This is a genomic window from Nonomuraea sp. NPDC050643 (assembly GCF_040654715.1).
Lineage (GTDB): Bacteria > Actinomycetota > Actinomycetes > Streptosporangiales > Streptosporangiaceae > Nonomuraea.
Genome location: NZ_JBFAIM010000001.1, coordinates 138,719 through 159,306 on the forward strand (window position 1 = coordinate 138,719; position 20,588 = coordinate 159,306).

18 protein-coding genes are annotated in these 20,588 nt (G+C 71.6%); 10 read left to right on the forward strand and 8 right to left on the reverse strand.

The genetic code is table 11. The annotated features are described in order from the left end of the window. The first annotated feature begins 62 nt into the window (after positions 1–62). Positions 63–842 (forward strand): electron transfer flavoprotein subunit beta/FixA family protein, encoded by a 780-nt coding sequence (locus AB0I15_RS00610; RefSeq protein WP_358087883.1) that lies wholly within the window; start codon positions 63–65, stop codon positions 840–842. 19 nt (positions 843–861) lie between these two features. After that, positions 862–1,815 carry an electron transfer flavoprotein subunit alpha/FixB family protein gene (locus tag AB0I15_RS00615; protein WP_358087887.1) on the forward strand — a complete coding sequence of 318 codons (954 nt, stop codon included), beginning with the start codon at positions 862–864 and terminating at the stop codon, positions 1,813–1,815. 375 nt (positions 1,816–2,190) lie between these two features. Here AB0I15_RS00615 and AB0I15_RS00620 read toward each other — a convergent pair whose 3' ends face one another. From AB0I15_RS00620 to AB0I15_RS00645, 6 genes are all read right to left on the reverse strand, one after another. Then, positions 2,191–3,609: a HAMP domain-containing sensor histidine kinase gene (locus AB0I15_RS00620; protein WP_358087890.1), complete on the reverse strand. Its 1,419-nt coding sequence runs from the start codon at positions 3,607–3,609 to the stop codon at positions 2,191–2,193. Beyond that, positions 3,606–4,301 (reverse strand): response regulator transcription factor, encoded by a 696-nt coding sequence (locus AB0I15_RS00625; RefSeq protein ID WP_358087893.1) that lies wholly within the window; start codon positions 4,299–4,301, stop codon positions 3,606–3,608. Before AB0I15_RS00625 ends, AB0I15_RS00620 begins: the two co-directional genes overlap by 4 nt. Positions 4,302–4,335: 34 nt before the next feature. Next, the gene (locus AB0I15_RS00630) at positions 4,336–5,100 is read right to left on the reverse strand and encodes a hypothetical protein (protein ID WP_358087896.1); all 765 of its coding nucleotides are present in this window, start codon (positions 5,098–5,100) and stop codon (positions 4,336–4,338) included. Next, the gene (locus tag AB0I15_RS00635; RefSeq protein WP_358087899.1) at positions 5,097–5,996 is read right to left on the reverse strand and encodes an ABC transporter ATP-binding protein; all 900 of its coding nucleotides are present in this window, start codon (positions 5,994–5,996) and stop codon (positions 5,097–5,099) included. Before AB0I15_RS00635 ends, AB0I15_RS00630 begins: the two co-directional genes overlap by 4 nt. A 127-nt stretch (positions 5,997–6,123) precedes the next feature. Continuing rightward, the gene (locus AB0I15_RS00640; protein ID WP_358087902.1) at positions 6,124–7,314 is read right to left on the reverse strand and encodes an MFS transporter; all 1,191 of its coding nucleotides are present in this window, start codon (positions 7,312–7,314) and stop codon (positions 6,124–6,126) included. A 204-nt stretch (positions 7,315–7,518) separates the two neighbouring features. Beyond that, positions 7,519–8,031 carry a TetR/AcrR family transcriptional regulator gene (locus AB0I15_RS00645; RefSeq protein ID WP_358087905.1) on the reverse strand — a complete coding sequence of 171 codons (513 nt, stop codon included), beginning with the start codon at positions 8,029–8,031 and terminating at the stop codon, positions 7,519–7,521. A gap of 53 nt (positions 8,032–8,084) precedes the next feature. Here AB0I15_RS00645 and AB0I15_RS00650 point away from each other — a divergent pair, with 53 nt between their 5' ends. Then, a complete protein-coding gene (locus tag AB0I15_RS00650) occupies positions 8,085–9,248 on the forward strand; it encodes a cysteine desulfurase family protein (RefSeq protein ID WP_358087909.1) in 1,164 nt (387 codons plus the stop codon). Here AB0I15_RS00650 and AB0I15_RS00655 read toward each other — a convergent pair. Continuing rightward, positions 9,241–10,293, reverse strand: a complete 1,053-nt coding sequence (locus AB0I15_RS00655; protein WP_358087912.1) for a DUF695 domain-containing protein — start codon at positions 10,291–10,293, stop codon at positions 9,241–9,243. The genes AB0I15_RS00650 and AB0I15_RS00655 overlap by 8 nt on opposite strands. A 66-nt stretch (positions 10,294–10,359) precedes the next feature. On the opposite strand from AB0I15_RS00655, the gene mnmA reads away from it, so the two are divergent. After that, complete coding sequence (mnmA, locus tag AB0I15_RS00660; RefSeq protein ID WP_358087915.1) at positions 10,360–11,421, forward strand: tRNA 2-thiouridine(34) synthase MnmA; 1,062 nt, start codon at positions 10,360–10,362, stop codon at positions 11,419–11,421. 36 nt (positions 11,422–11,457) lie between these two features. Here the strand turns inward: mnmA and AB0I15_RS00665 are convergent, their stop codons facing one another. Next, the gene (locus AB0I15_RS00665) at positions 11,458–12,090 is read right to left on the reverse strand and encodes an MBL fold metallo-hydrolase (RefSeq protein WP_358087918.1); all 633 of its coding nucleotides are present in this window, start codon (positions 12,088–12,090) and stop codon (positions 11,458–11,460) included. A 23-nt stretch (positions 12,091–12,113) separates the two neighbouring features. Between AB0I15_RS00665 and AB0I15_RS00670 the strand changes: the two genes are divergently transcribed. The 6 genes from AB0I15_RS00670 (at position 12,114) to AB0I15_RS00695 (ending at position 20,583) form a co-directional block, all read left to right on the forward strand. Continuing rightward, positions 12,114–13,094 (forward strand): methionine synthase, encoded by a 981-nt coding sequence (locus tag AB0I15_RS00670; protein ID WP_358087921.1) that lies wholly within the window; start codon positions 12,114–12,116, stop codon positions 13,092–13,094. 65 nt (positions 13,095–13,159) lie between these two features. After that, positions 13,160–15,349 carry an NAD-dependent DNA ligase LigA gene (ligA, locus tag AB0I15_RS00675; RefSeq protein WP_358087924.1) on the forward strand — a complete coding sequence of 730 codons (2,190 nt, stop codon included), beginning with the start codon at positions 13,160–13,162 and terminating at the stop codon, positions 15,347–15,349. A 200-nt stretch (positions 15,350–15,549) separates the two neighbouring features. Then, entirely contained in the window at positions 15,550–17,622 is a 2,073-nt protein-coding gene (locus tag AB0I15_RS00680) for an EAL domain-containing protein (protein ID WP_358087927.1), read from the forward strand. Positions 17,623–17,767: 145 nt separating this feature from the next. Next, complete coding sequence (gene gatC / locus AB0I15_RS00685; RefSeq protein ID WP_101787882.1) at positions 17,768–18,067, forward strand: Asp-tRNA(Asn)/Glu-tRNA(Gln) amidotransferase subunit GatC; 300 nt, start codon at positions 17,768–17,770, stop codon at positions 18,065–18,067. After that, on the forward strand, positions 18,064–19,554 hold the full coding sequence (gene gatA / locus AB0I15_RS00690) for an Asp-tRNA(Asn)/Glu-tRNA(Gln) amidotransferase subunit GatA (RefSeq protein WP_358087929.1): 1,491 nt from the start codon (positions 18,064–18,066) through the stop codon (positions 19,552–19,554). Before gatC ends, gatA begins: the two co-directional genes overlap by 4 nt. Positions 19,555–19,575: 21 nt before the next feature. Next, positions 19,576–20,583: an AAA family ATPase gene (locus AB0I15_RS00695; RefSeq protein WP_358087932.1), complete on the forward strand. Its 1,008-nt coding sequence runs from the start codon at positions 19,576–19,578 to the stop codon at positions 20,581–20,583. Positions 20,584–20,588: the final 5 nt, after the last annotated feature.

The following is a 20,588-nucleotide window of genomic DNA, read 5'->3' on the forward strand; positions in this document are numbered from 1 at the left end:
ATTCGGCGCCCACCGCAACCGCGCGGGGGCGCACGCGAACTACGGGAGGTCGGCCACCGGCCATGAACATCGTCGTCTGCGTGAAGCAGGTCCCCGACACGGCGACCGAGCGCAAGCTGCGGTCCGATGACAACACGCTCGACCGCGCCGCCGCCGACGGCGTGGTCAACGAGCTTGACGAGTACGCGGTCGAAGAGGCGCTGAAGCTCAAAGAGGCCCACGGTGGCGAGGTGACCGTCCTCACCATGGGTCCGGGCAGAGCCACCGAGACGATCCGCAAGGCGCTCGCCATGGGCGCCGACAAGGCCGTCCACCTCAGTGATGACGCGCTGCACGGGTCCGACGCGCTGTCGACCTCGTACGCGATGGCGCAGGTGCTCAACAAGATCGGGTTCGACCTGGTCATCCTGGGCTCGGAGTCCACCGACGCCCGCACCGGCGTGCTGGCCGCGATGCTGGCCGAGCGCCTCGGCACCCCGCAGCTCACGCTGGCCAACAAGGTCGAGGTCGAGGGCACCTCGATCAAGGTCCAGCGCATCACCGACTACGGCTTCGACAAGGTCGAGGCCGCGCTCCCGGCCGTCGTGTCCGTGGTCGAGAAGATCAACGAGCCCCGCTACCCGTCCTTCAAGGGCATCATGGCGGCCAAGAAGAAGCCGGTCGAGACGCTCGCCATCGGCGACGCCTCCATCGACGCGAGCCAGGTGGGCCTGGCCGCGGCCTGGTCCGAGGTCGTCGACTTCGCCGCGGCCCCGCCGCGCGCGGCCGGCACGATCGTCAAGGACGAGGGCGACGGTGGCGCGAACGCCGCCGACTTCCTGGCGTCCAAGAAGTTCATCTGAGAACGGGGGTACTACGGAAATGTCGGAGATTCTCGTTCTCGTCGAGCAGGTCGAAGGCGAGGTCAAGAAGGTCACGCTCGAACTGCTGACCCTGGCCCGCTCCCTCGGCTCGCCCTCGGCCGTCTGGGCCGGCCCCGGGATCACACCCGAGGCCAAGGCCAGGCTCGCCGAATACGGCGCAGACAAGATCTACGTCGCCGGCTCGGGCGACATCGTTGACTACGTGGTCGCGCCCAAGGCCGAGCTGCTCGCCCAGCTCGTCGCCGCCGCGTCGCCGTCCGCCGTCCTCGTGGCCGCCACGGCCGAGGGCAAGGAGGTCGCCGGTCGCCTGGCCGTCAAGACCGACTCGGGCGTCATCACCGACGCGGTGGGCCTCGGCGAGGGCTTCGTGGCCGACCAGTCCATCTTCGGCGGCGGCGTCAACGTGCACTCGAAGGTCCGCAAGGGCACCCCGATCGTCGCCGTACGCCCCAACTCGACCGCCCCCGTGGCGTCGGCCGGGGCCGGTGCCGAGGAGGAGGTCTCGGTCACGCTGTCCGACGCCGCCAAGGCCGCCCGCATCGTCGAGCGCGTCAAGCAGGAGAAGGGCGCCCGCCCCGAGCTGACGGAGGCCGCCATCGTGGTCTCCGGTGGCCGCGGCGTGGGCTCGGCCGAGAACTTCGTCATCATCGAAGGCCTCGCCGACGCCCTGGGCGCGGCGGTGGGCGCCTCCCGCGCGGCGACGGACGCCGGCTGGTACCCCCACCAGTTCCAGGTGGGCCAGACCGGCAAGACGGTGTCGCCGCAGCTCTACATCGCGGCGGGCATCTCCGGGGCCATCCAGCATCGGGCGGGCATGCAGACGGCGAAGACGATCGTCGCCATCAACAAGGACCCTGAGGCCCCGATCTTCGAGCTGGCGGACTATGGCGTGGTGGGCGACCTCCACCAGGTCGTCCCCCAGCTCACGGAGGAAGTCAACAAGCGCAAGTAGCACCACCGGGTCACCCGGGGGCCCGGCTTGGGCCCCCGGGTGAAACACGTCGCGGAGAGCGGCACCGGTGGCGTATCCGCCCCAGGCCGGCAGGTTCCAGGACGGCCCATCGACGTCGCCCAGCCAGACGCGTTGCCGGCTCGGCGTGACGGTCAACCCGAAGCCGGACTGATGAGGCGACCCCGCACGCTGCCACGTCTCGATCGCGTCCTCGACCGCATCCCAGAGACGCAGGGGGCCGTGCTGCCGTACCGTCCACCCGCCGTCTTCGGCCTTGCGCGTGGTGGCCTGTGAGCCGGTGCCGACGTCCAGGGGAGGTGTCCGGCGGCTGGGTCGACCTGACGCTCCAGCGCAGGGCGAACCACCGGGACCTGGTCATGCCCGCGCCGAAGGGAACCTGATCTGGAAGGACGCGCCCCGCCCCGGAGCCGAGCGCAACTCCACCCGCCCCCCGTGCGCCGCCACGATGGAACGCACGATCGCCAGCCCGAGCCCAGCCCCGCCCGTCGCACGCGCGCGCGAGCCGTCCGGCCGGTAGAAGCGGTCGAACACCCGCTCCGCCTCCTCGGCCGTCAGCCCGGGGCCCTCGTCCGCGATGACCAGGACCGACTCGCCGCCCTCGGTGCCCACGCCGATCCTGACCGGGGTGCCGGCGGGCGTGTGGGCGATGGCGTTGCCGACGAGGTTGCTGACCACCTGACGGAGGCGCGCCTCGTCCCCGAGCATCGGCGCGGTCGCCGCGGGGCCGCCGGCGGGGCCGGTGAAGGTGATGGGGCGCGACGGATCGAGCGCGGTGAGGTCGTGGCGGGCGTCGGCGGCCAGGGTACGCAGGTCCATCGGGGTGAGGTCGAGGCCGGGGCCGTCGCTCTCGTCCAGGCCGGCGAGCAGCAGCAGGTCGTCCACCAGCTTGGCCAGGCGGGCCGACTCCTTCTCGATGCGGGCCAGCGCGGGCGCGGCCTCGGTGCCGCCCATGCGGTACAGCTCGGAGAAGCCCTTGATGCCGAACAACGGGGTGCGCAGCTCGTGGCTGACGTCGGCCACGAACCTGCGCATGCGCGCCTCGGAGTCGACCCTGGCCGCGACCCCCTGCTCGATCTGGGCCAGCATCTTGTTGAGCGACACGGCCAGCCGCCCGACCTCGGTGCCGGGGGTGGCCAGGTCGGGTACGCGCTTGGTGAGGTCGCCGTCCGCGATGGCGGCCGCCGTCTCCTCCACGCGGCGTAGCGGGGCGAGCCCGGCCCTGATCGCGAAGCCGCCCAGCAGCGCCAGCACGGCCAGCAGGATCGACCCGGCGACCAGGCAGGCCGCGCCCAGCCGGCTGATCGTCGAGTACATGCCCGCCAGCGACACCGCCGCGACCACCCCGGAGTGCGCGCGCTTGGACGGCAGCGCCACCACCCGCCACTCCTCGCCGTCCGCCCCGTCCACGGTGAACGGCCGCCCGCTGCGGGCCGCGATGGCGCCGGTGTCGAGGCGCGGCAGGCGAGGGCCCGCCGGATCGCCGAACTCGCGGGCCACCGCGCCGTCGGCACCGAGGTAGGCGGCGTATCCCTTCTGGACCAGGTCGAGCTGGCCCAGGCCGAGCGGGGTCCGGCTGCGCTGCAGCGTGGCCAGGAAGTCGGGCGGGATCGCCGCCAGCGCCGCGCCCATGGGGGCGAGCTGCGCGTCCACGCGGGTCAGGAGCTGGGTCTCGAGCTGGCGTACCAGGACCGCGCTGATCGCGACCAGGCCCGCGACGAGCAGCGCGACCGTGATGGCGAGCAGCCGGGCGCGCAGCGACAACCGGCCGATCATGGTCTCGGCCTGCGCAGCACGTAGCCGACGCCGTGGACGGTGTGGATGAGCTTGGGGTCGTCGAGCTTGCGGCGCAGGTAGCTCACGTACGTGTCCACGATGCTCGTGTCGCCGGCGAAGTCGTAGCGCCACACGTGCTCCAGGATCTGCGGCTTCGGCAGCACCCGGCCCGCGTTGAGCACCAGGTGGTGCAGGAGGCGGAACTCGGTCGGCGACAGGCGTACGGGGTGGCCGGCCCTGGTCACCTGGTGGCCGTCGGGATCGACCTCGAGATCCCCGACGACCAGCGTGTGCTCGTCGGGGATCACGCCCGTGCGGCGCAGGATCGCCCTGATGCGGGCCAGCAGCTCCTCCAGGTCGAACGGCTTGGTGACGTAGTCGTCGGCGCCGAGACTGAGCCCGTTGAGCTTGTCGGCCTTGGTGTCGCGGGCCGTCAGGAACAGCACGGGCACCGGCCCCGGCCGCCCGCCGGCCCGGGGCAGGCCGCGCAGGCGGCGGATCACCTCGAAACCATCGAGGTCGGGCAGCATCACGTCGAGCAGGACCAGGTCGGGCGGGTCGCGTCTGGCCGCCTCCAGCGCCTGGACGCCGCTGTCGGCCGAGCTCACGGTGAAGCCCGCGAAGCGCAGGGTCGCCGACAGCAGCTCCTTGACGGTGGGCTCGTCGTCGACCACCAGCAGCCGTTCGCCCAAGTGAGGCACCTCCCCGATGCGATGTCCAGCGTAGTCAGGCGTCGCGGTTCTTGAACTGGACGAACGCCGTGATCAGCATGACCGCGACGAACCCGACGAGCACCCCGAAGGCCACCACCGGGGGCAGCGGGGACGTGCCGGAGACGGCCTGGAAGGCGGCCGTGTTCGGCCAGTAGGTGTGCAGGAGATCGCGCAGGAAGCCGGGCGTGGAGGAGGCCAGGATGGGGAGCAGGAGGAAGGCCGTGCTGATGTTCACGGCGGCGGCCGTACCGCGCAGCAGGATGCCCAGCGCCAGCCCGAACAGGGCCAGCAGGGTGAACACGATGGGCCCGAGCAGCAGCAGGCGCAGCGCGGCCGGGTCGCCCGGCATGAGGGCCGGAGCCCCGTTCGCGGCCAGCGTGGTCTGGCTGGTCACGAACATCAGCCACACCGAGGCCACGCTGACCGGCAGCGCGGTCAGGGCGGTCAGCCCCGCCTTGGCGGCCAGGAGCCTTCCGCGCCGGCCCACGGCGGCCAGGGTGGCCCGCATCGTGCCCGAGCCGTACTCGGACGAGGCCACCAGCACGCCCAGCGCCGCGATCAGCAACTGGACGATGAACAGGCCGCGGGTGCCCATGTCCAGCGGCTGGAACTCCAGCCGCTCCTGGGGCGTGGCCGTGGCGTAGTCGGAGGCCGACGCGTTGCCGAACAGCCACCCGAAAAGCCCTGACACGGCGACGACGGCCAGCGACAGCACCATGGTGGCCCTGATGCTGGCGAACTTGGTCCACTCCGCCCGGAGCACTCCCGCGTCGATCATCGCGCCACTCCGTACTCGACGGCGTCACGGGTGAGCTCCATGAACGCCTCCTCCAGTGAGGCGAGCCGCGGGGCCAGCTCCTGCAGCGGCACGCCCTCCGCCCACGCCAGCCGGCCCACGTCGGTCGCGGTCATGCCCGTGACCAGCAGCTCGCCCTCGTCACCCAGCCCGACGTGGGCGCCGGACCGCTCGAGCCGCCGGGCGAAGGAGGCCGCCTCGGGCGTGCGGACGACCACCACGGCGCCGGCCCGGGTGAACTCGCCGATCTCGGCCTCGGCGATGAGCCGCCCCTTGCCGACGATCACCAGCCGGTCCGCGGTCAGCGCCATCTCGCTCATGAGGTGGCTGGAGACCAGCACCGTACGCCCCTCCGCCGCCAGCCTCCTGATGAACGTGCGGATCCACACCACGCCCTCCGGGTCCAGCCCGTTGACGGGCTCGTCCAGCACCAGCACCGGCGGGTCCCCGAGCAGGGCGGCCGCTATGCCGAGACGCTGGCTCATCCCCAGCGAGAACCCGCCCGCCTTCCGGCCCGCCGCGTCGGCCAGCCCGACCAGGCCGAGCACCTCATCGACGCGGGAGGCCGGCAGACCGTTCGTCTGGGCCAGGTAGAGCAGGTGCTTGTACGCGGTGCGTTGCCGGTGCACCGCCTGCGCCTCCAGCATCGAGCCGATCGTGCGCAGCGGGTGCGGCAGCTCGTGGTGGGCGCGGCCGCCGATCGTGGCCGTGCCCGAGGTGGGCAGGTCGAGGCCGAGGATCATGCGCATGGTCGTGCTCTTGCCGGCGCCGTTCGGGCCCAGGAAGCCGGTGACGACGCCGGGCGGCACCGTGAAGGAGAGATCGTCCACGGCGGTCCTGTCGCCGTAGCGTTTGGTCAGTCCGGTCACCTTGATCATGGGTCCAGACTGCGGTGGCTGGTTGGAGGTGTTCTGAGCGGATCTGTGAGTTCTCTGTGAGCGGGACCGCCGCGACGTGGAGCCACGCCGCGCCGGCCACGTCGATCCACAGAGAACTCTCAGATGGTCAGGCCGCGACCCTGGCCGGTTCGCGGGCGGGCGGGAGGGTGCTGACGGCGGCCGGTTCCGTACGCGGGAGCAGCCGGGCGCACAGGGCGATCAGCACGCCGAGGACCACGCCGATGCCCAGCGCCGTACGCAGGGACGTCGCGTCCGACAGGAAACCGATGGCCACCGGGCCGAGCAGCAGCCCCGCGTACCCCATGGCGCCCGCCTGGGCGATCGCCGGGCCGGGGGTGTCGGTGGCGGTGCCCGCCAGCGACAGCGTCAGCGGCGAGATCGTCGCCACGCCGAGCCCGACGAAGAACATCGCCGACACCGCCACCATCGCCGCCGGCGCCATCAGCACGACCGCGAAGAACGCCGCCGTGGCCGCGCCGGAGACGGTCAGCATGCCGCGGACCCCGAACCTGGCCCGCAGCCGGTCGCCGGTGAGCCGGGCGGCCAGCATGCCGACCTCGAACACCGGGTACCCGAGCGCCGCCACGGCCTCGGGGGCGCCGAGCTCGTCGCGCATGTAGAGGCCGTTCCAGTCGGCGACCGTGCCCTCGACCATGAAGGCGAAGAACATGATCGCGCCGAGCAGGTAGACGATCGGGGGCATGCGCCGCTTGACCGCCGCCACCGTGCCGGTCACCGGGGGCTCGGGCAGGTACGTACGGCCCAGCAGCACCATGACCGGCAGCGAGACCAGGCCGATCAGCGCCACGTTGGCGGTGAACGGCAGGCCCACGGCGATGGCCAGGCTGCCCAGCGCGCCCGCCGAGATGGCGCCCACGCACCAGCCGGCGTGCATGCCGTTCATCAGCGGCCGCCCGTACGCCAGCTCCACCGCGGAGCCCTGGGCGTTCATGGCGACGTCCACGGCGCCGAAGGCCATGCCGAAGACCGCCACGGCCACCAGGAGCCAGGGCAGGTCGGGGGCGAAGGCCACGCCGATGAGGCCGAGCGCCGTCATGGGGCCGCCTGCCCGCAGGACCGTCCTGCTGCCCGCGCGGGCCATGACGCGCCGCATGGACTGCATGGTCACCAGAGCGCCCAGGCCCCATGCCAGCAGGATCGTCCCGACCGTGGCCTCGGACAGACCCAGTTTGTCGGTCAGGGCGGGGATGCGCACGGTCATCGTGCCCACCATCAGGCCGGCAAGGACAAAGGTGAGGACCGCCCCGTAACGGGCGCTCCTCAGCTCGCGGGTCATATGGCCACACCTTTCGTGAAATATCGGGCACGCCAATCGCCCGGCCGGCCTCAGCCGGTGGGCGGGGGAGTGCTCAGCTCAGCGCATGCTCGCGTGCGCGGCGTGACCGGAGGGATCCCGGTCATCGCCGAGTCGGGAGGGGTTGGTGAAGGGCCCGCGAGGGGTCGGCGGGCCGGAAGGGGGAAGGGACGCGGAGCCGGGGGCTCAGGCGGGGGGTTTGAGCAGCGCCCTGAGGCGGGTCTCCAGTGCCTGGAGATCGTCGTCCGAGTTCAGCTCCGGGTCGTGGCTGGCCACGTCCCACAGCCCCTCGCACGCCAGGCGCACGATCTGCGCGGCCAGCGGGTCGGGCTCGCCGGCCAGCTCATCGCGATGCCATCGGGTCATCGCCTCGCGCAGCGGCGCGAGCAGGAAGAGGTTGCCCGACGCCCCCGTGACGACCGCCCATCGTCGCAGCCTGCCCGACCGCACGGCGGCCAGCGTCGCTCCGAGATAGCGCTCGGTGTAGGTCTCTCCGGGCTGGGCGGCCATGAGCTCGTCGAAGTCGTCGATCAGACGCTCCACCATGCCCTTGATGAGGGCCTCTTTGGAGCCGTAGTGATAGAGCAGGCCACCCTTGCTGACGCCCGCCCGGTCCGCCACGGCGGCCAGGGTGAGCGCGGCCGAGCCCTGGTCGCAGAGGAGTGCCTCCGCGGCGTCCAAAAGCTCGTCCCTTCTCATGCCTCAACTGTACCGTCCGGACGGTACAGTCGCAAACGAGATACCCTGAGCACGTGACCAGACCGTCGGCCTATCTTGATCATGCGGCTACCACCCCCATGCTGCCCGAGGCGATCGAGGCCATGACGGAGCAACTCAAACGCGTCGGCAATGCTTCCTCGCTGCACGCGACCGGCCGTCAGGTCCGCAGAGTCGTCGAGGAGTCACGCGAGACGATAGCCGACTCGCTCGGCGCCAGACCCAGCGAGGTCGTGTTCACCTCGGGCGGCACCGAGGCCGACAACCTCGCGATCAAGGGCCTCTACTGGGCGCGCACGCCGCGGCGGCGCGTGCTGATCAGCTCGGTGGAGCACCACGGCGCGCTCGACCCCGCCCAGTGGCTGGCCGACAGCCAGGGCGCCGAGGTGGAGCTGCTGGAGGTCGACGAGCACGGCCGGGTGCACCCCGACACGCTGCGGGCCGCCATCGGGCGCGACCCCGGCGACGTCGCCATGATCAGCGTCATGTGGGCCAACAACGAGGTCGGCACGGTGCAGCCGGTCCACGTGCTGGCCGCCATCGCCCACGACCACGGCATCCCGTTCCACACCGACGCGGTGCAGGCGGTCGGGCAACTGCCCGTGTCGTTCGCCGGGTCGGGGGCCGACGCGCTCACGCTCTCCGGCCACAAGGTGGGCGGCCCGATGGGGGTCGGGGCGCTGTTGCTGGCCAGGGGGCTGACGCCGGTCTCCGTCCAGCATGGCGGGGGTCAGGAGCGCGACGTGCGCTCCGGCACCCTCGACGCGCCCGCCATCGCGGGGCTGGCCGCCGCGGTCAGCACCGCCGTACACGAGCAGGAGACCCTGGGCCGCCGCCTGACGGAGCTGCGCGACGAGCTCATCCAGCGCGTCCGTGAGGCCGTGCCCGACGTCGTGCTCAACGGCGACCCGGCGAACCGGCTGCCGGGCAACGCCCACTTCTCCTTCCCCGGCTGCGAGGGCGACGCGCTGCTCATGCTGCTCGACGCCAAGGGCGTGGAGTGCTCGACGGGCTCGGCCTGCTCGGCGGGCGTGTCGCAGCCGTCCCACGTGCTGCTGGCCATGGGCGCCGACGAGGCGGCCGCGCGGGGCTCGCTCCGGTTCACGCTGGGCCACACCTCGACGCGCGACGACGTCGACCGCCTGCTCGAGGTGCTCCCGGCCGCCGTCGAACGCGCCCGCCGCGCCGGCCTCAGCTGAGGAAGGGGGAGACGGCGATCCAGGCCGGGTCGGCCGACACGTCCACCCGCGGCTCGCCCTCCTCCCAGCCCACGATCAGCTCCTTGGCGTGGATCGCCGCGTCGCCGGTCGGGTCGGCGTAGACGTGGATGATCCGGTGCCCCTCCGCGCTCATGTGCGCGGCCAGCACGGCGTCGCCGCGCAGCTTGACCAGGCGGGCGGCCAGGCGCTCCTCGAAGTCGCGCAGCGCGGCCAGCGAGTCGCCGACGGGCAGGCCGTTCTCGTCGCGGTGCGCGTAGGGGAGGGTGATCGCGATGTGCTGGTCGAACAGCGGGAAGTCCACCGGCCGCAGCGGATGGCGGGCCGTGGCGACCAGCGGCGCGCCGCCGGCGGTCTGGCCCTCCAGCAGCAACCACTCCTCCTCCGCGTGACCGGAGGCGACGTCGGCGACCACGGCGGGCAGGTGCACGGCGGGCACGGCGTCGATCGGCTGGAACGTCACCGCCGTGATCTCGCCCACCCACCTGGCCACGTCGTCCTCGCCGAGCAGCCAGTCGAGGGCCAGCAGCGCGGCCTCCATCCGGGTGTCCTCGTCGAGCTCGGCGAAGATCGGATGGTAGGCGGCCACGTCGACCCTCGGCTGGTTACGCGGCACGCGCAGGCCCAGCGACAGCTTGTCGAGCGCGAACTCGAAGCCGCCCACGTCGAGTGTGAGGTCCATCGCCTGCGGGTTGGCCTGCCGCGACGGATGGAACTCCCACAGCAGGTCAGAAGGCGGCGCCGCGAGGGCCCACCGGTGCGCGAGCGAGCGCAGCTCGGCGTCGCCGGCCGCCGTCACCACCAGCGCGTGCGCCGCGTTCTTGCCGGGGGCCACCTCCCAGACCAGCCCGGGGTCGATCGCGGCGACCGCGGGGGCGAGCCACTCCTCCAGCCCCTCGGCCTCGCCGGCGGCCACCAGCGAGTCGAGTCGCGGCCTGGCCTCCTGCCACCACGTCCAGAAACCGGCGATGGCCTCGGCCGGCCCGCCGGGCTCTTCCTCTGCTTCCTTGCGCCCGAATAGTCGCATGGCCGAATACTTCCAGACCCGGGGCATGGTCGCGCACTCCCAGGCGGACAGTACGCTGGAAAGGTCATGGGACTGCGTGTGCTTGCCGCCATGTCGGGCGGCGTCGACTCAGCCGTGGCCGCTGCCCGGATCGCCGAGGCCGGCCACGACGTCACTGGTGTCCACCTTGCCCTCTCGGCCAACCCCCAATCCCACCGCACGGGAGCCAGGGGCTGCTGCACGGTCGAAGACTCGCGCGACGCGCGCCGCGCCGCCGACGTGATCGGCATCCCGTTCTACATCTGGGACATGGCCGAGCGTTTCCAGCGCGACGTGGTCGAGGACTTCGTGGCCGAATACGCCGCGGGCCGCACGCCCAATCCGTGCCTGCGCTGCAACGAGAAGATCAAGTTCGCGGCGGTGCTCGACCGGGCGCTGGCCCTGGGCTTCGACGCGGTCGCCACCGGCCACCACGCCAGGCTGGCCGACGGAGTGCTGTCCAGAAGCGTCGACCAGGGCAAGGACCAGTCCTACGTGCTCGGTGTGCTCACCCGCGAGCAGCTCGGCCACGCGATCTTCCCGCTGGGCGACTCGACCAAGGCCGAGGTGCGCGAGGAGGCCGCCAGGCGCGGCCTGACCGTCGCCGACAAGCCCGACAGCCACGACATCTGCTTCATCGCCGACGGTGACACGCGCGGCTTCCTCGCCGAGCGGCTCGGCTCTGCCCAGGGGCCCATCCTCGACCAGAGCGGCGAGGTCGTGGGCAGCCACCAGGGCGCCCACGGGTTCACCGTGGGGCAGCGCAAGGGCCTGCGCATCGACCGTCCCGCCGCCGACGGCAGGCCGCGCTACGTGCTGTCGATCGAGCCGGTGTCCAACACGGTCACGGTCGGGCCGCGCTCGGCGCTCGAGGTCACCTCGATCACCTGCGGCCGGCCGGTCTGGAACGGGCCGAAGGCCCCGGCCGACGAGCTGACCGTGCAGCTCAGGGCGCACGGCGAGGTCTACGGATGCCGGTTCGAGGAGAGCGGCGGCGGGCTGCGCGTCGAGCTCGACCGGCCGGCCACCGGTGTGGCGGCGGGTCAGGCCGCCGTGCTCTACTCCGGCTCCACCGTCATCGGCTCGGCCACGATCGTCTCCGCCGCCTGAGGCCGCTCCCGCGCGCCGGCATCGGAGGCGAGCGGGTCAGCCGAGCGTGACCGACTCGCCGACCGGGATGCGGCGGATGTCGGCGCCCTGCTTGTCGGCCTCCATCTTCAGCCAGTTGTCCACCAGCCCCAGGGCGAGGTCGCTGTAGAGGGCGTCGTGGGTGGAGTAGGCGCGGGCCGGGCGGATCGTCCGCAGATATTCCACCATCTCGCTCAGCTTCATCCACGGCGCGCCGGTCGGCACCAGCAGCGTGGGCACGTCCACCCCGGGAACCGTCAAGGCGTCACCGGGGTAGAAGATCTCGTCGTCGACGAGGAAGCCGACGTTCTGTACGACGGGCACGTCGGGGTGGTTCTTGGCATGCCACTCGCCGAACGCCTTCACCCGGAAACCGGCCGTCTCGAACTCGTCGCCGTGTCGTACCACCTGGACCTTGGCCGGCACCTCGGTCAGCTCGGCGGCGACGCCCTCGCACGTCCAGATCTCCAGGTCGGGGGAGGCGGCCTTCAGCCTGCCGACGTCGACGTGGTCGGCGTGCTCGTGGGTGATGAGGACCGCGTCGGCGCCGTCGAGCACGGGAGACCTGGTGAACACCCCCGGGTCGATGACGAGGACCTTGCCGTTCTTCTCCACGCGGACACAGGCGTGGTCATATTTGCTGAGCTCCATTCGCCAGAGCCTACGCTTGCCCCATGTCTACGTGGGAAGCCACCGGGATCGGGTCGCATCCGGGTGAGGATCATCTTGAGGCCATGAGGGTCGTGTTCGGGGAGGTGCCCGGGCTGCCCTACCTGCCCGAGCTGCCGGCCAGGGGCGTCGGCGCCGACATGGTCGGGCGCACGGCGGCGCTGCTCGTCGAGCTGCCCGTCGAGGTGCAGCCCTCCGGATGGCGGCTGAGCGACCGGCCGGGGCGCGACCACCACCGGGCCGTCGAGCATCTGCGGCGCGACCTCGACGGGCTGGAGGAGGTGGGCAACGACTACGTGGGGCCGCTCAAGCTGCAGGTCTGCGGGCCGTGGACGCTGGCGGGCTCGATCGAGCTCCGGTACGGGAACAAGATGCTCTCCGACCCGGGCGCCGTACGCGATCTGACGGCCTCGCTGGCCCAGGGGGTCGCCGACCACTGCGCCGAGGTGCGGCGGCGGTTGCCCGGCGTGACCGAGATCGTGCTGCAGCTCGACGAGCCCGGGCTGCCCGGCGTGCTGGCGGGGACCGTGCCGACGGCTTCGGGATTCGGGCGGCTGGCGGCCGTGGAGGAGTGGCGGGTCGAGGAGGTGATGCGGCTGTTCGCCGATCCCGTGGTGCACTGTTGCGCGCCCGGCGTGCCGTTCGACCTGCTGCGGCGGGCCGGGGTGCGGGGGGTGTCGGTGGACGCGTCGCTGCTGCGGCGCAGGAGCGACGACGCCTTGGGGGAGTTGTTCGAGGCGGGGATGACGCTGTTCCTGGGCGTCGTGCCAGGCCGGGACACCCGTCTGGCCGACGTGGGGGTGGTGGCCAAGCCCGCCGTGGAGCTGTGGCGGCGGCTGGGGTTCTCGCCCGACCGGCTGGCCTCGCAGGTCGTGCTGACGCCGTCCTGCGGGCTGGCGGGGGCGTCGCCGGCGTACGCGCGGGGGGCGCTGGCGGTCTGCCGCAAGGCCGCGGAGGTGCTCAGGGAAGATCCGATGAGCGGCTGAGGCGTGTCCTTGTCGGTGGTCGGCGGTAGCGTTTGCACAGGTTGTTGGACGGAAGGAGGCTTGCCGTGAGTGAGGCAGGCGCTGAGGTCGAGGGCGTGCCGGTGACCGCGCTCAAGCGGCATGCCGAGCTGAGCGAGCTGGTCGAGGACGCGCGCTGGCGCTACTACGTGCTCGATCAGCCGACGGTGAGCGACGCTCGGTTCGACGAGTGGTTCAGGGAGCTGCTCGCGCTGGAGGAGGCGCATCCTTCGCTCCAGACGCCCGACTCGCCCACGCAGAAGGTGGGCGCGCCGGTTTCGGGTGACTTCGCCAAGGTCCAGCACCTGGCCCGGATGGAGAGCCTCGACAACGCCTTCAACGCCGACGACATGGCCGCCTGGATGGCGCGGGCCGAGCGGCTGGCCGAGGGCGACCCCGGGCCCTACCTGTGCGAGCTCAAGATCGACGGGCTGGCGATCGCGCTGGTCTACCGCGACGGCAAGCTCGAGCGCGGCGCGACCCGGGGCGACGGCCGCACGGGTGACGACGTGACGGCCAACGTGCGCACGATCACGGGCGTGCCCCACCGGCTCAAGGGCGACGACGTCCCGAGCCTGGTCGAGGTGCGCGGCGAGGTCTACATCCCGGTCGAGGGCTTCAAGAAGCTCAACGAGCAGCTCGTCGAGCAGGGCAAGCCGCCGTTCGCCAACCCGCGCAACTCCGCGGCCGGGACGTTGCGCCAGAAGGATCCGCGCATCACGGCGCAGCGGCCGCTGCGGATGCTGGTGCACGGCGTCGGCGTGTGGGAGGGCTCGGCCGAGCCGCGGGCGCAGTCCGAGGTCTACGACCGGCTGCGCGAGTTCGGGCTGCCGGTCAGCGACCTCTACCAGGTGCTGCCGGGGCTCGAGGAGATCAACGGGTTCATCGAGCACTACCGCGTGCACCGGCACGACCCGGCCTACGAGATCGACGGGGTCGTGGTGAAGGTCGACGACTTCCGCACGCAGCGGGAGCTGGGCTCGACCTCGCGGGCGCCGCGGTGGGCGATGGCGTACAAATATCCGCCGGAAGAGGTCAACACCAAGCTGCTCGACATCCAGGTGGGCGTCGGGCGCACCGGGCGCGTCACTCCCTACGGGGTGATGGAGCCGATCGTGGTGTCGGGCTCGACCGTGGAGCGGGCCACGCTGCACAACGCCGCCATCGTGGTCAAGAAGGGCGTGCTCATCGGCGACACGGTGGTGCTGCGCAAGGCCGGCGACGTCATCCCCGAGATCGTGGGCCCCGTCACGGCGCTGCGCGACGGGTCCGAGCGCGAGTTCGTCATGCCCACCCACTGCCCGGAGTGCGGCACTGAGCTGGCCTACGAGAAGGAGGGCGACGCCGACCTGCGCTGCCCCAACGCGCGCGGCTGCCCCGCCCAGATCCGCGAGCGCATCTACTTCGCGGCCGGCCGGCGGGCGCTCGACATCGACGGGCTCGGCTACGTCGCCGCCACGGCGCTCACCCAGCCGCTCCCGCCGCAGCAGCCGGTGGTGCGCACCGAGGCCGACCTGTTCGGCCTGACGCTCGAGCAGCTCATCCCGATCAAGTCGGTGGTCCGCGACCAGGACACCGGCCTGCCCAAGCTCGACCCGAAGACGGGTGAGGAGAAGGTGGTCACCTTCTTCTCCAACCTCAACGGCGAGGCCAGCCAGAACGCGCTGCGCCTCATGGAGGAGCTGGAGCGGGCGAAGGAGGCCTCGCTCGCGCAGATTCTCGTGGCCCTGTCGATCCGGCACGTCGGCCCGCCCACGGCCCGCGACCTGGCCGACGCGATGCGCTCGATCGAGGCCGTCATGAACGCCTCCGAGGAGGAACTGCTCGCGGTCGAGGGCATCGGGCCCCGCGTGGCGGCCACGATCAAGGAGTGGTTCGAGGTCGACTGGCACCGGGAGATCATCGAGCGGTGGCGGGCGGCCGGGGTCCGCATGGAAGACGAGCCCGCTCCCGAGAAGGGGCCGCAGACCCTCGAGGGGATGACGTTCGTGGTGACGGGCACCCTCGACGGCTACACGCGTGACTCGGCCGCCGACGCGATCACCGGCAGGGGCGGCAAGGTGTCCGGATCGGTGTCGAAGAAGACGGCTTTCTTGATCGCGGGCGACAACGCCGGGTCGAAATATGACAAGGCGGTGAGTCTCGGCGTGCCCATCCTCGACGGTGCCGGGTTCGGGGTCCTGCTCGAGGAGGGGCCGGAGGCGGCGGCCGGAGTGGCGGTCACGCCGGAGGCCTGAGCGTCCCTTGCCGGGGCCTGTCCGTTTCGCGCGGGCGGGCCCTTCGGTGTTTTCGGGACCACTGTGTGCACGACTTGCTACTGAGGGTGCTTTTTGGGTATATGTCGGGAAGAGGAATTACGGAACGTACGCGCTTGGTTTCGCGAAGTGGGGTGAAGGTCGTACCCTCCCATAGTGACCTAATGGGGGTTCTGTTACCGATGACTGACCCAACCGACACCCGCGACACCGGCCCACGCGTCGGCACGCCACTGTGGGCGTTCCTCGCGGGCATAACCGTGATCGGCTTTACCGCTCTCGTGGTGGCCATGCTCAGGCTCGACGCGTTCGGCCTGGTGGAGCTCGCCCGCGGGCCGCTGTTCTGGGTGCTGGCGGTGCTGGTGATCCTGGGCGAGCTGAGGCCCGTGATGGTGTCCTCCGCGACCGCCGTGGGCGGCACCTATCCGTCCACCATGTTCACCTTCGCCGTGCTGCTGCACTTCGGGCTGCCCATCGCGGTGCTGATGCAGGCCGTCGCGGTGACCATGAACGGCGTGGTGACGCGCAAGTCGTGGCATCGGGTCATGTTCAATGTCGCGCAGTCCACGCTCGCGCTCACCGCGGCGGCCGTGGTGCTGGGGACGTTCGGGATCGCCCCGAGCCCGGCCGCGCCCTGGGTGCCGAGCGGCACCGATCTGCTGGCCATCGTGCTGGCCGGGGTCGCCTACTTCGCCACCAGGGCCACCCTCGTCTGCGGCGCGGTCGCGCTGCACGAGCGGCGCTCGATCACGCGCGTGATGAAGGCCACGGCGGGCCCGCAGGCCCTCGTCTACGCCGGGCTGCTGGGCCTGGCGCCCCTGGTCGTCGTGGTCATGAACCACTCACCGGGACTCGTCCCCCTCTTCGTCGCCCCGCTGGCCGCCGTCTACTTCACCGCCACGCTCTCCATGCGCCGCGACCACCAGGCCCTGCACGACGAGCTGACCGGCCTGCCCAACCGCAAGATGCTCATCGTCAGCACCGAAGAGGCGCTGGCCGAGGCACGCCAGGAGGAACGGGTCGGCCTGTTCCTGCTCGACCTCGACCGGTTCAAGGAGGTCAACGACACGATGGGCCACCCGGTGGGCGACCGGCTGCTGCAGATGGTGGCCCACCGCCTCACCCACTCCGTGCGGCCCGGCGACGTGGTGGCGCGGCTGGGCGGCGACGAGTTCGCGGTGCTGCTGCCCTCGATCAGGGACGCCCACGCGGCCAGGGAGGTGGCGGCCCGGCTGCGGGCGGCGCTGACCGAGCCGGTGCGGCTGGAGGGCATGACCTTCGACATGGACGGCTCCGTCGGGATCGCGCTCTATCCGGACCACGCGCCCGACTTCGAGCTGCTGCTGCAGCGGGCGGACGTGGCCATGTACCTGGCCAAGGAGGGGCGTACCGGGGTTGAGCTCTACCAGCCCGACAAAGACCGCAATTCCCCCGAACGCCTCAACCTTCTCGGCGACCTGCGCCGCGCCATCGACAACCGCGAGCTGCGCCTGCACTACCAGCCCAAGGTCAACCTCGGCACGGGCACCGTCCAAGGGGTCGAGGCCCTGCTGCGCTGGCGCCATCCGGTCCGCGGGCCGATCGCGCCGTCGGACTTCGTGCCGTTGGCCGAGCAGTCGTACCTGATGCGGCAGTTGACGGCGTACGTGATCGACTCGGCGCTGGAGCAGGCCGCCCTCTGGTGGCACACAGGGCTGCGGGTGCAGATCTCGGTCAACATCTCCGCCCGCGACCTGCTGGGCTCGGCGCTGCCGGAGCAACTGGAGGTGGGCCTGGCCCGCTACGGCCTGCCGCCGACGGCCATCCAGCTCGAGGTCACCGAACGCATCCTGACTGGCGACCAGGCCTACACCCAGGACACCATCAAGGCCCTGGCCACCCTGGGCGTCCCCCTGGCCCTCGACGACTTCGGCACCGGCTACTCCTCCCTCATCCGCCTGCAGCGGCTGGCGGTGTCGGAGGTCAAGATCGACGCCTCCTTCGTCCGGCGCATCGCCGAGTCGGAGGACGACGACCGCATCGTCCGCTCGATCGTGGACCTGGTGCGCTCACTGGGGCTGCGGTCGGTGGCGGAGGGCGTGGAGTCGGACGAGGTCGCGATGCGGCTGGCGCAGATGGGATGCGACGTGGGCCAGGGCTGGCTCTTCGGCCGCCCACTGCCGGCGGCGGAGGCCACGATCTGGCTGCGGGACCACTCGGAGACGGGGGCCGAGGTCGAATTCGGCTATCAGCCCGAGGTCAGCCGCTCGGCGTAGCGTGGCGCGCGGCCCGGCTCGGTGGGGACGGGCAGGCGTCACGGCTGATGTGTTGCCGCTGGGTTAACCGTTCGGGCCTGCTGCGTCAAGCCCCCTAGGATGGCAGTGTCCAAAGACTCCATCCACGAAACGGGTTCAACGACTCATGTCCGCCATAACCCGCGACGAGGTCGCGCACCTGGCCCGGTTGTCCAGGCTGGCGCTCACCGACGACGAGCTCGACCACTACGCCACCCAACTCGATGCGATCATCGAGTCGGTCGCGAAGGTGGCCGAGGTCGCCGCCGAGGACGTGCCGCCTTCGTCGCACGCGCTTCCGCTGACCAATGTCTTCCGTGCCGACGAGGTGCGACAGTCCCTGACGCCCGAGCAGGCCCTCTCCGGCGCTCCCGCCGTCGAGGACGACCGCTTCCGGGTGCCGCGCATCCTCGGGGAGGAGGCATGAGCTTGATCCGTAAGAGCGCCGCCGAGCTGGGGGCGCTGATCGCCGGTGGCGAGGTGTCGGCCGCCGAGGTGGCCGAGGCGCATCTCGACCGGATGGCCGAGGTCGAGCCCAAGGTCCAGGCGTTCCTGCACGTCGACCGGGAGACGACGCTCGAGCAGGCGCGGGCCGTCGACGCCAGGATCCGGGCGGGCGAGCGGCTCGGCCCGCTGGCCGGGGTGCCGATCGCGCACAAGGACATCTTCGCCACGCGCGACATGCCGACGACGGCCGCGTCCAAGATCCTCGAAGGCTGGCGTCCGCCCTACGACGCGACCGTCACCGCGCGGCTGCGCGAGGCCGGGCTGGTCATCCTGGGCAAGACGAACCTCGACGAGTTCGCCATGGGCTCCTCCACGGAAAACTCCGCCTACCACCCCACCCGCAACCCCTGGGACCTGACCAAGGTGCCCGGCGGCTCGTCGGGTGGCTCGAGCGCCGCCGTCGCCTCTTACGAGGCGCCGCTGTCCACGGGCACCGACACCGGCGGCTCGATCCGGCAGCCGGCCTCGGTGACCGGGATCGTGGGCATGAAGCCGACCTACGGTGGTTCGTCCCGTTACGGGCTGATCGCGTTCGCGAGCTCGCTCGACACGCCGGGGCCGTTCGCCCGCAACGTGCTCGACGCGGCGCTGCTGCACGAGGCCTTCTCCGGCTACGACCCGATGGACTCGACCTCGATCGACGCGCCCGTGCCCTCGGTGGTCGAGGCCGCCAAGCACCCCGACGTCTCCGGCATGCGGATCGGCGTCGTCAAGGAGTTCGCCGGCGAGGGCTACCAGCCGGGCGTCCTGGCCCGCTACCAGGAGGCCGTCCAGCTCCTGGAGTCGCTCGGGGCCAAGGTCGTCGAGGTCTCCTGCCCGTCGTTCACGACCGCGCTGCCGGCCTACTACCTGATCGCGCCGTCGGAGTGCTCGTCGAACCTGGCGCGCTTCGACGCCATGCGCTACGGCCTGCGCGTGGGCGACGACGGCACCCGCAGCGCCGAGGAGGTCATGGCGCTGACCCGGGCGGCCGGGTTCGGTCCCGAGGTCAAGCGGCGCATCATGCTGGGCACGTACGCGCTGTCGAGCGGCTACTACGACGCCTACTACGGCCAGGCGCAGAAGGTGCGCACGGTCATCGCCCGCGAGTTCGAGGCCGCCTACCACCAGGTGGACGTGCTGGTGTCGCCGACCACGCCGACGACGGCGTTCTCGATCGGCGAGCGGGCCGACGACCCGATGGCGATGTACCTCGCCGACCTGTGCACCATCCCGTCCAACCTGGCGGGCAACGCGGCGATCTCGGTCCCGATCGGCCTGGCCGACGAGGACGACCTGCCGGTCGGCCTGCAGGTCATGGCGCCGGTCCTGGGCGACGACCGCTGCTACCGCGTGGGCGCGGCCGTGGAGCAGGCACTGGAGAGCCGCTGGGGCGGCAGCCTGCTGTCCAAGGCGCCGGAGCTGTAGGAGAGGGGAGGGGACGGCGGCGTGCTCACGCGAATCGAGATCGACGGGTTCAAGTCCTTTCTGGGCTTCGAACTCGACGTGCCGCCGTTCCTTGCCCTGGTCGGGCCCAATTCGAGCGGAAAGTCGAATTTCCTCGACGCGCTGGCGTTCGTGCGGTCGGCGATGCTGGCAGATGATCCGGAGCTGTGGCCCTCCGAGGTCAAGCACTGGCATTTCCACGTGCCCGACCCAGCGGCCATGCGGCGACCGGCCTCGGCTCTCGACCGGAGGCCACTGACCGAGGACGCCGGAAACCTGGCCGCGGTCCTCGGGCGGATGTCTCGTGCCGGCGGGCTGGACGACCTGCTGGTGGACCTCGCGGCGCTGGTGCCCGATGTCACCGGTGTCCGGCCGGTGTTCGATGAGCGGTCGGAGGAATGGTCATTCGATCTGCTGATCGACCACGAGCCCGTCCCGTGCCGGCTCGCCTCCGATGGCACGCTGCGTGTGCTCGCGCTGTTGGCCGCCCTCTACGATCGGGCCTCCTCCGGCCTGTTGATGGTGGAGGAGATCGAGAACGGCCTCCACCCCAGCAGGCTCGGGGCCCTGTTGCAGACAATCGCCCAGCGGGCGGGTGTGGTGGGTGACTCCTGGCGGCAGGTGATCCTGACGACCCACTCGCCGGTCGCCGTGTCGTCCCTCTATCAGGCCGCCCCTGACGCTCTGGTGTTCCTCGAGCCCGTCTCGAGGGCCGGGGGCGGACGCCCGAGATCCCGGGTGTCAGTCGCCAAGCCGATGCGTCAGGCAGGGGAGCCGGGCACGTTCGTCTCCCCTCGTCAGGGTCCGTACCCATCGGAGCATGGTGGGGCAGGTGCCATGAGCCGGCCTCGTCCCCTCGGGCTCATCACCGACCAGTACGGCTCGTGTCGCATGACGAAGGGCGACGCCCGAGGCGTGGCTGCTGGTGGACCGGCGGGGCCCCTGCTGCCCGCCTACGCCGAATGGGTGGACGCGACCTCCAAGGCGCTGAGGAGTCATGGCTTCCTCTGACCGCC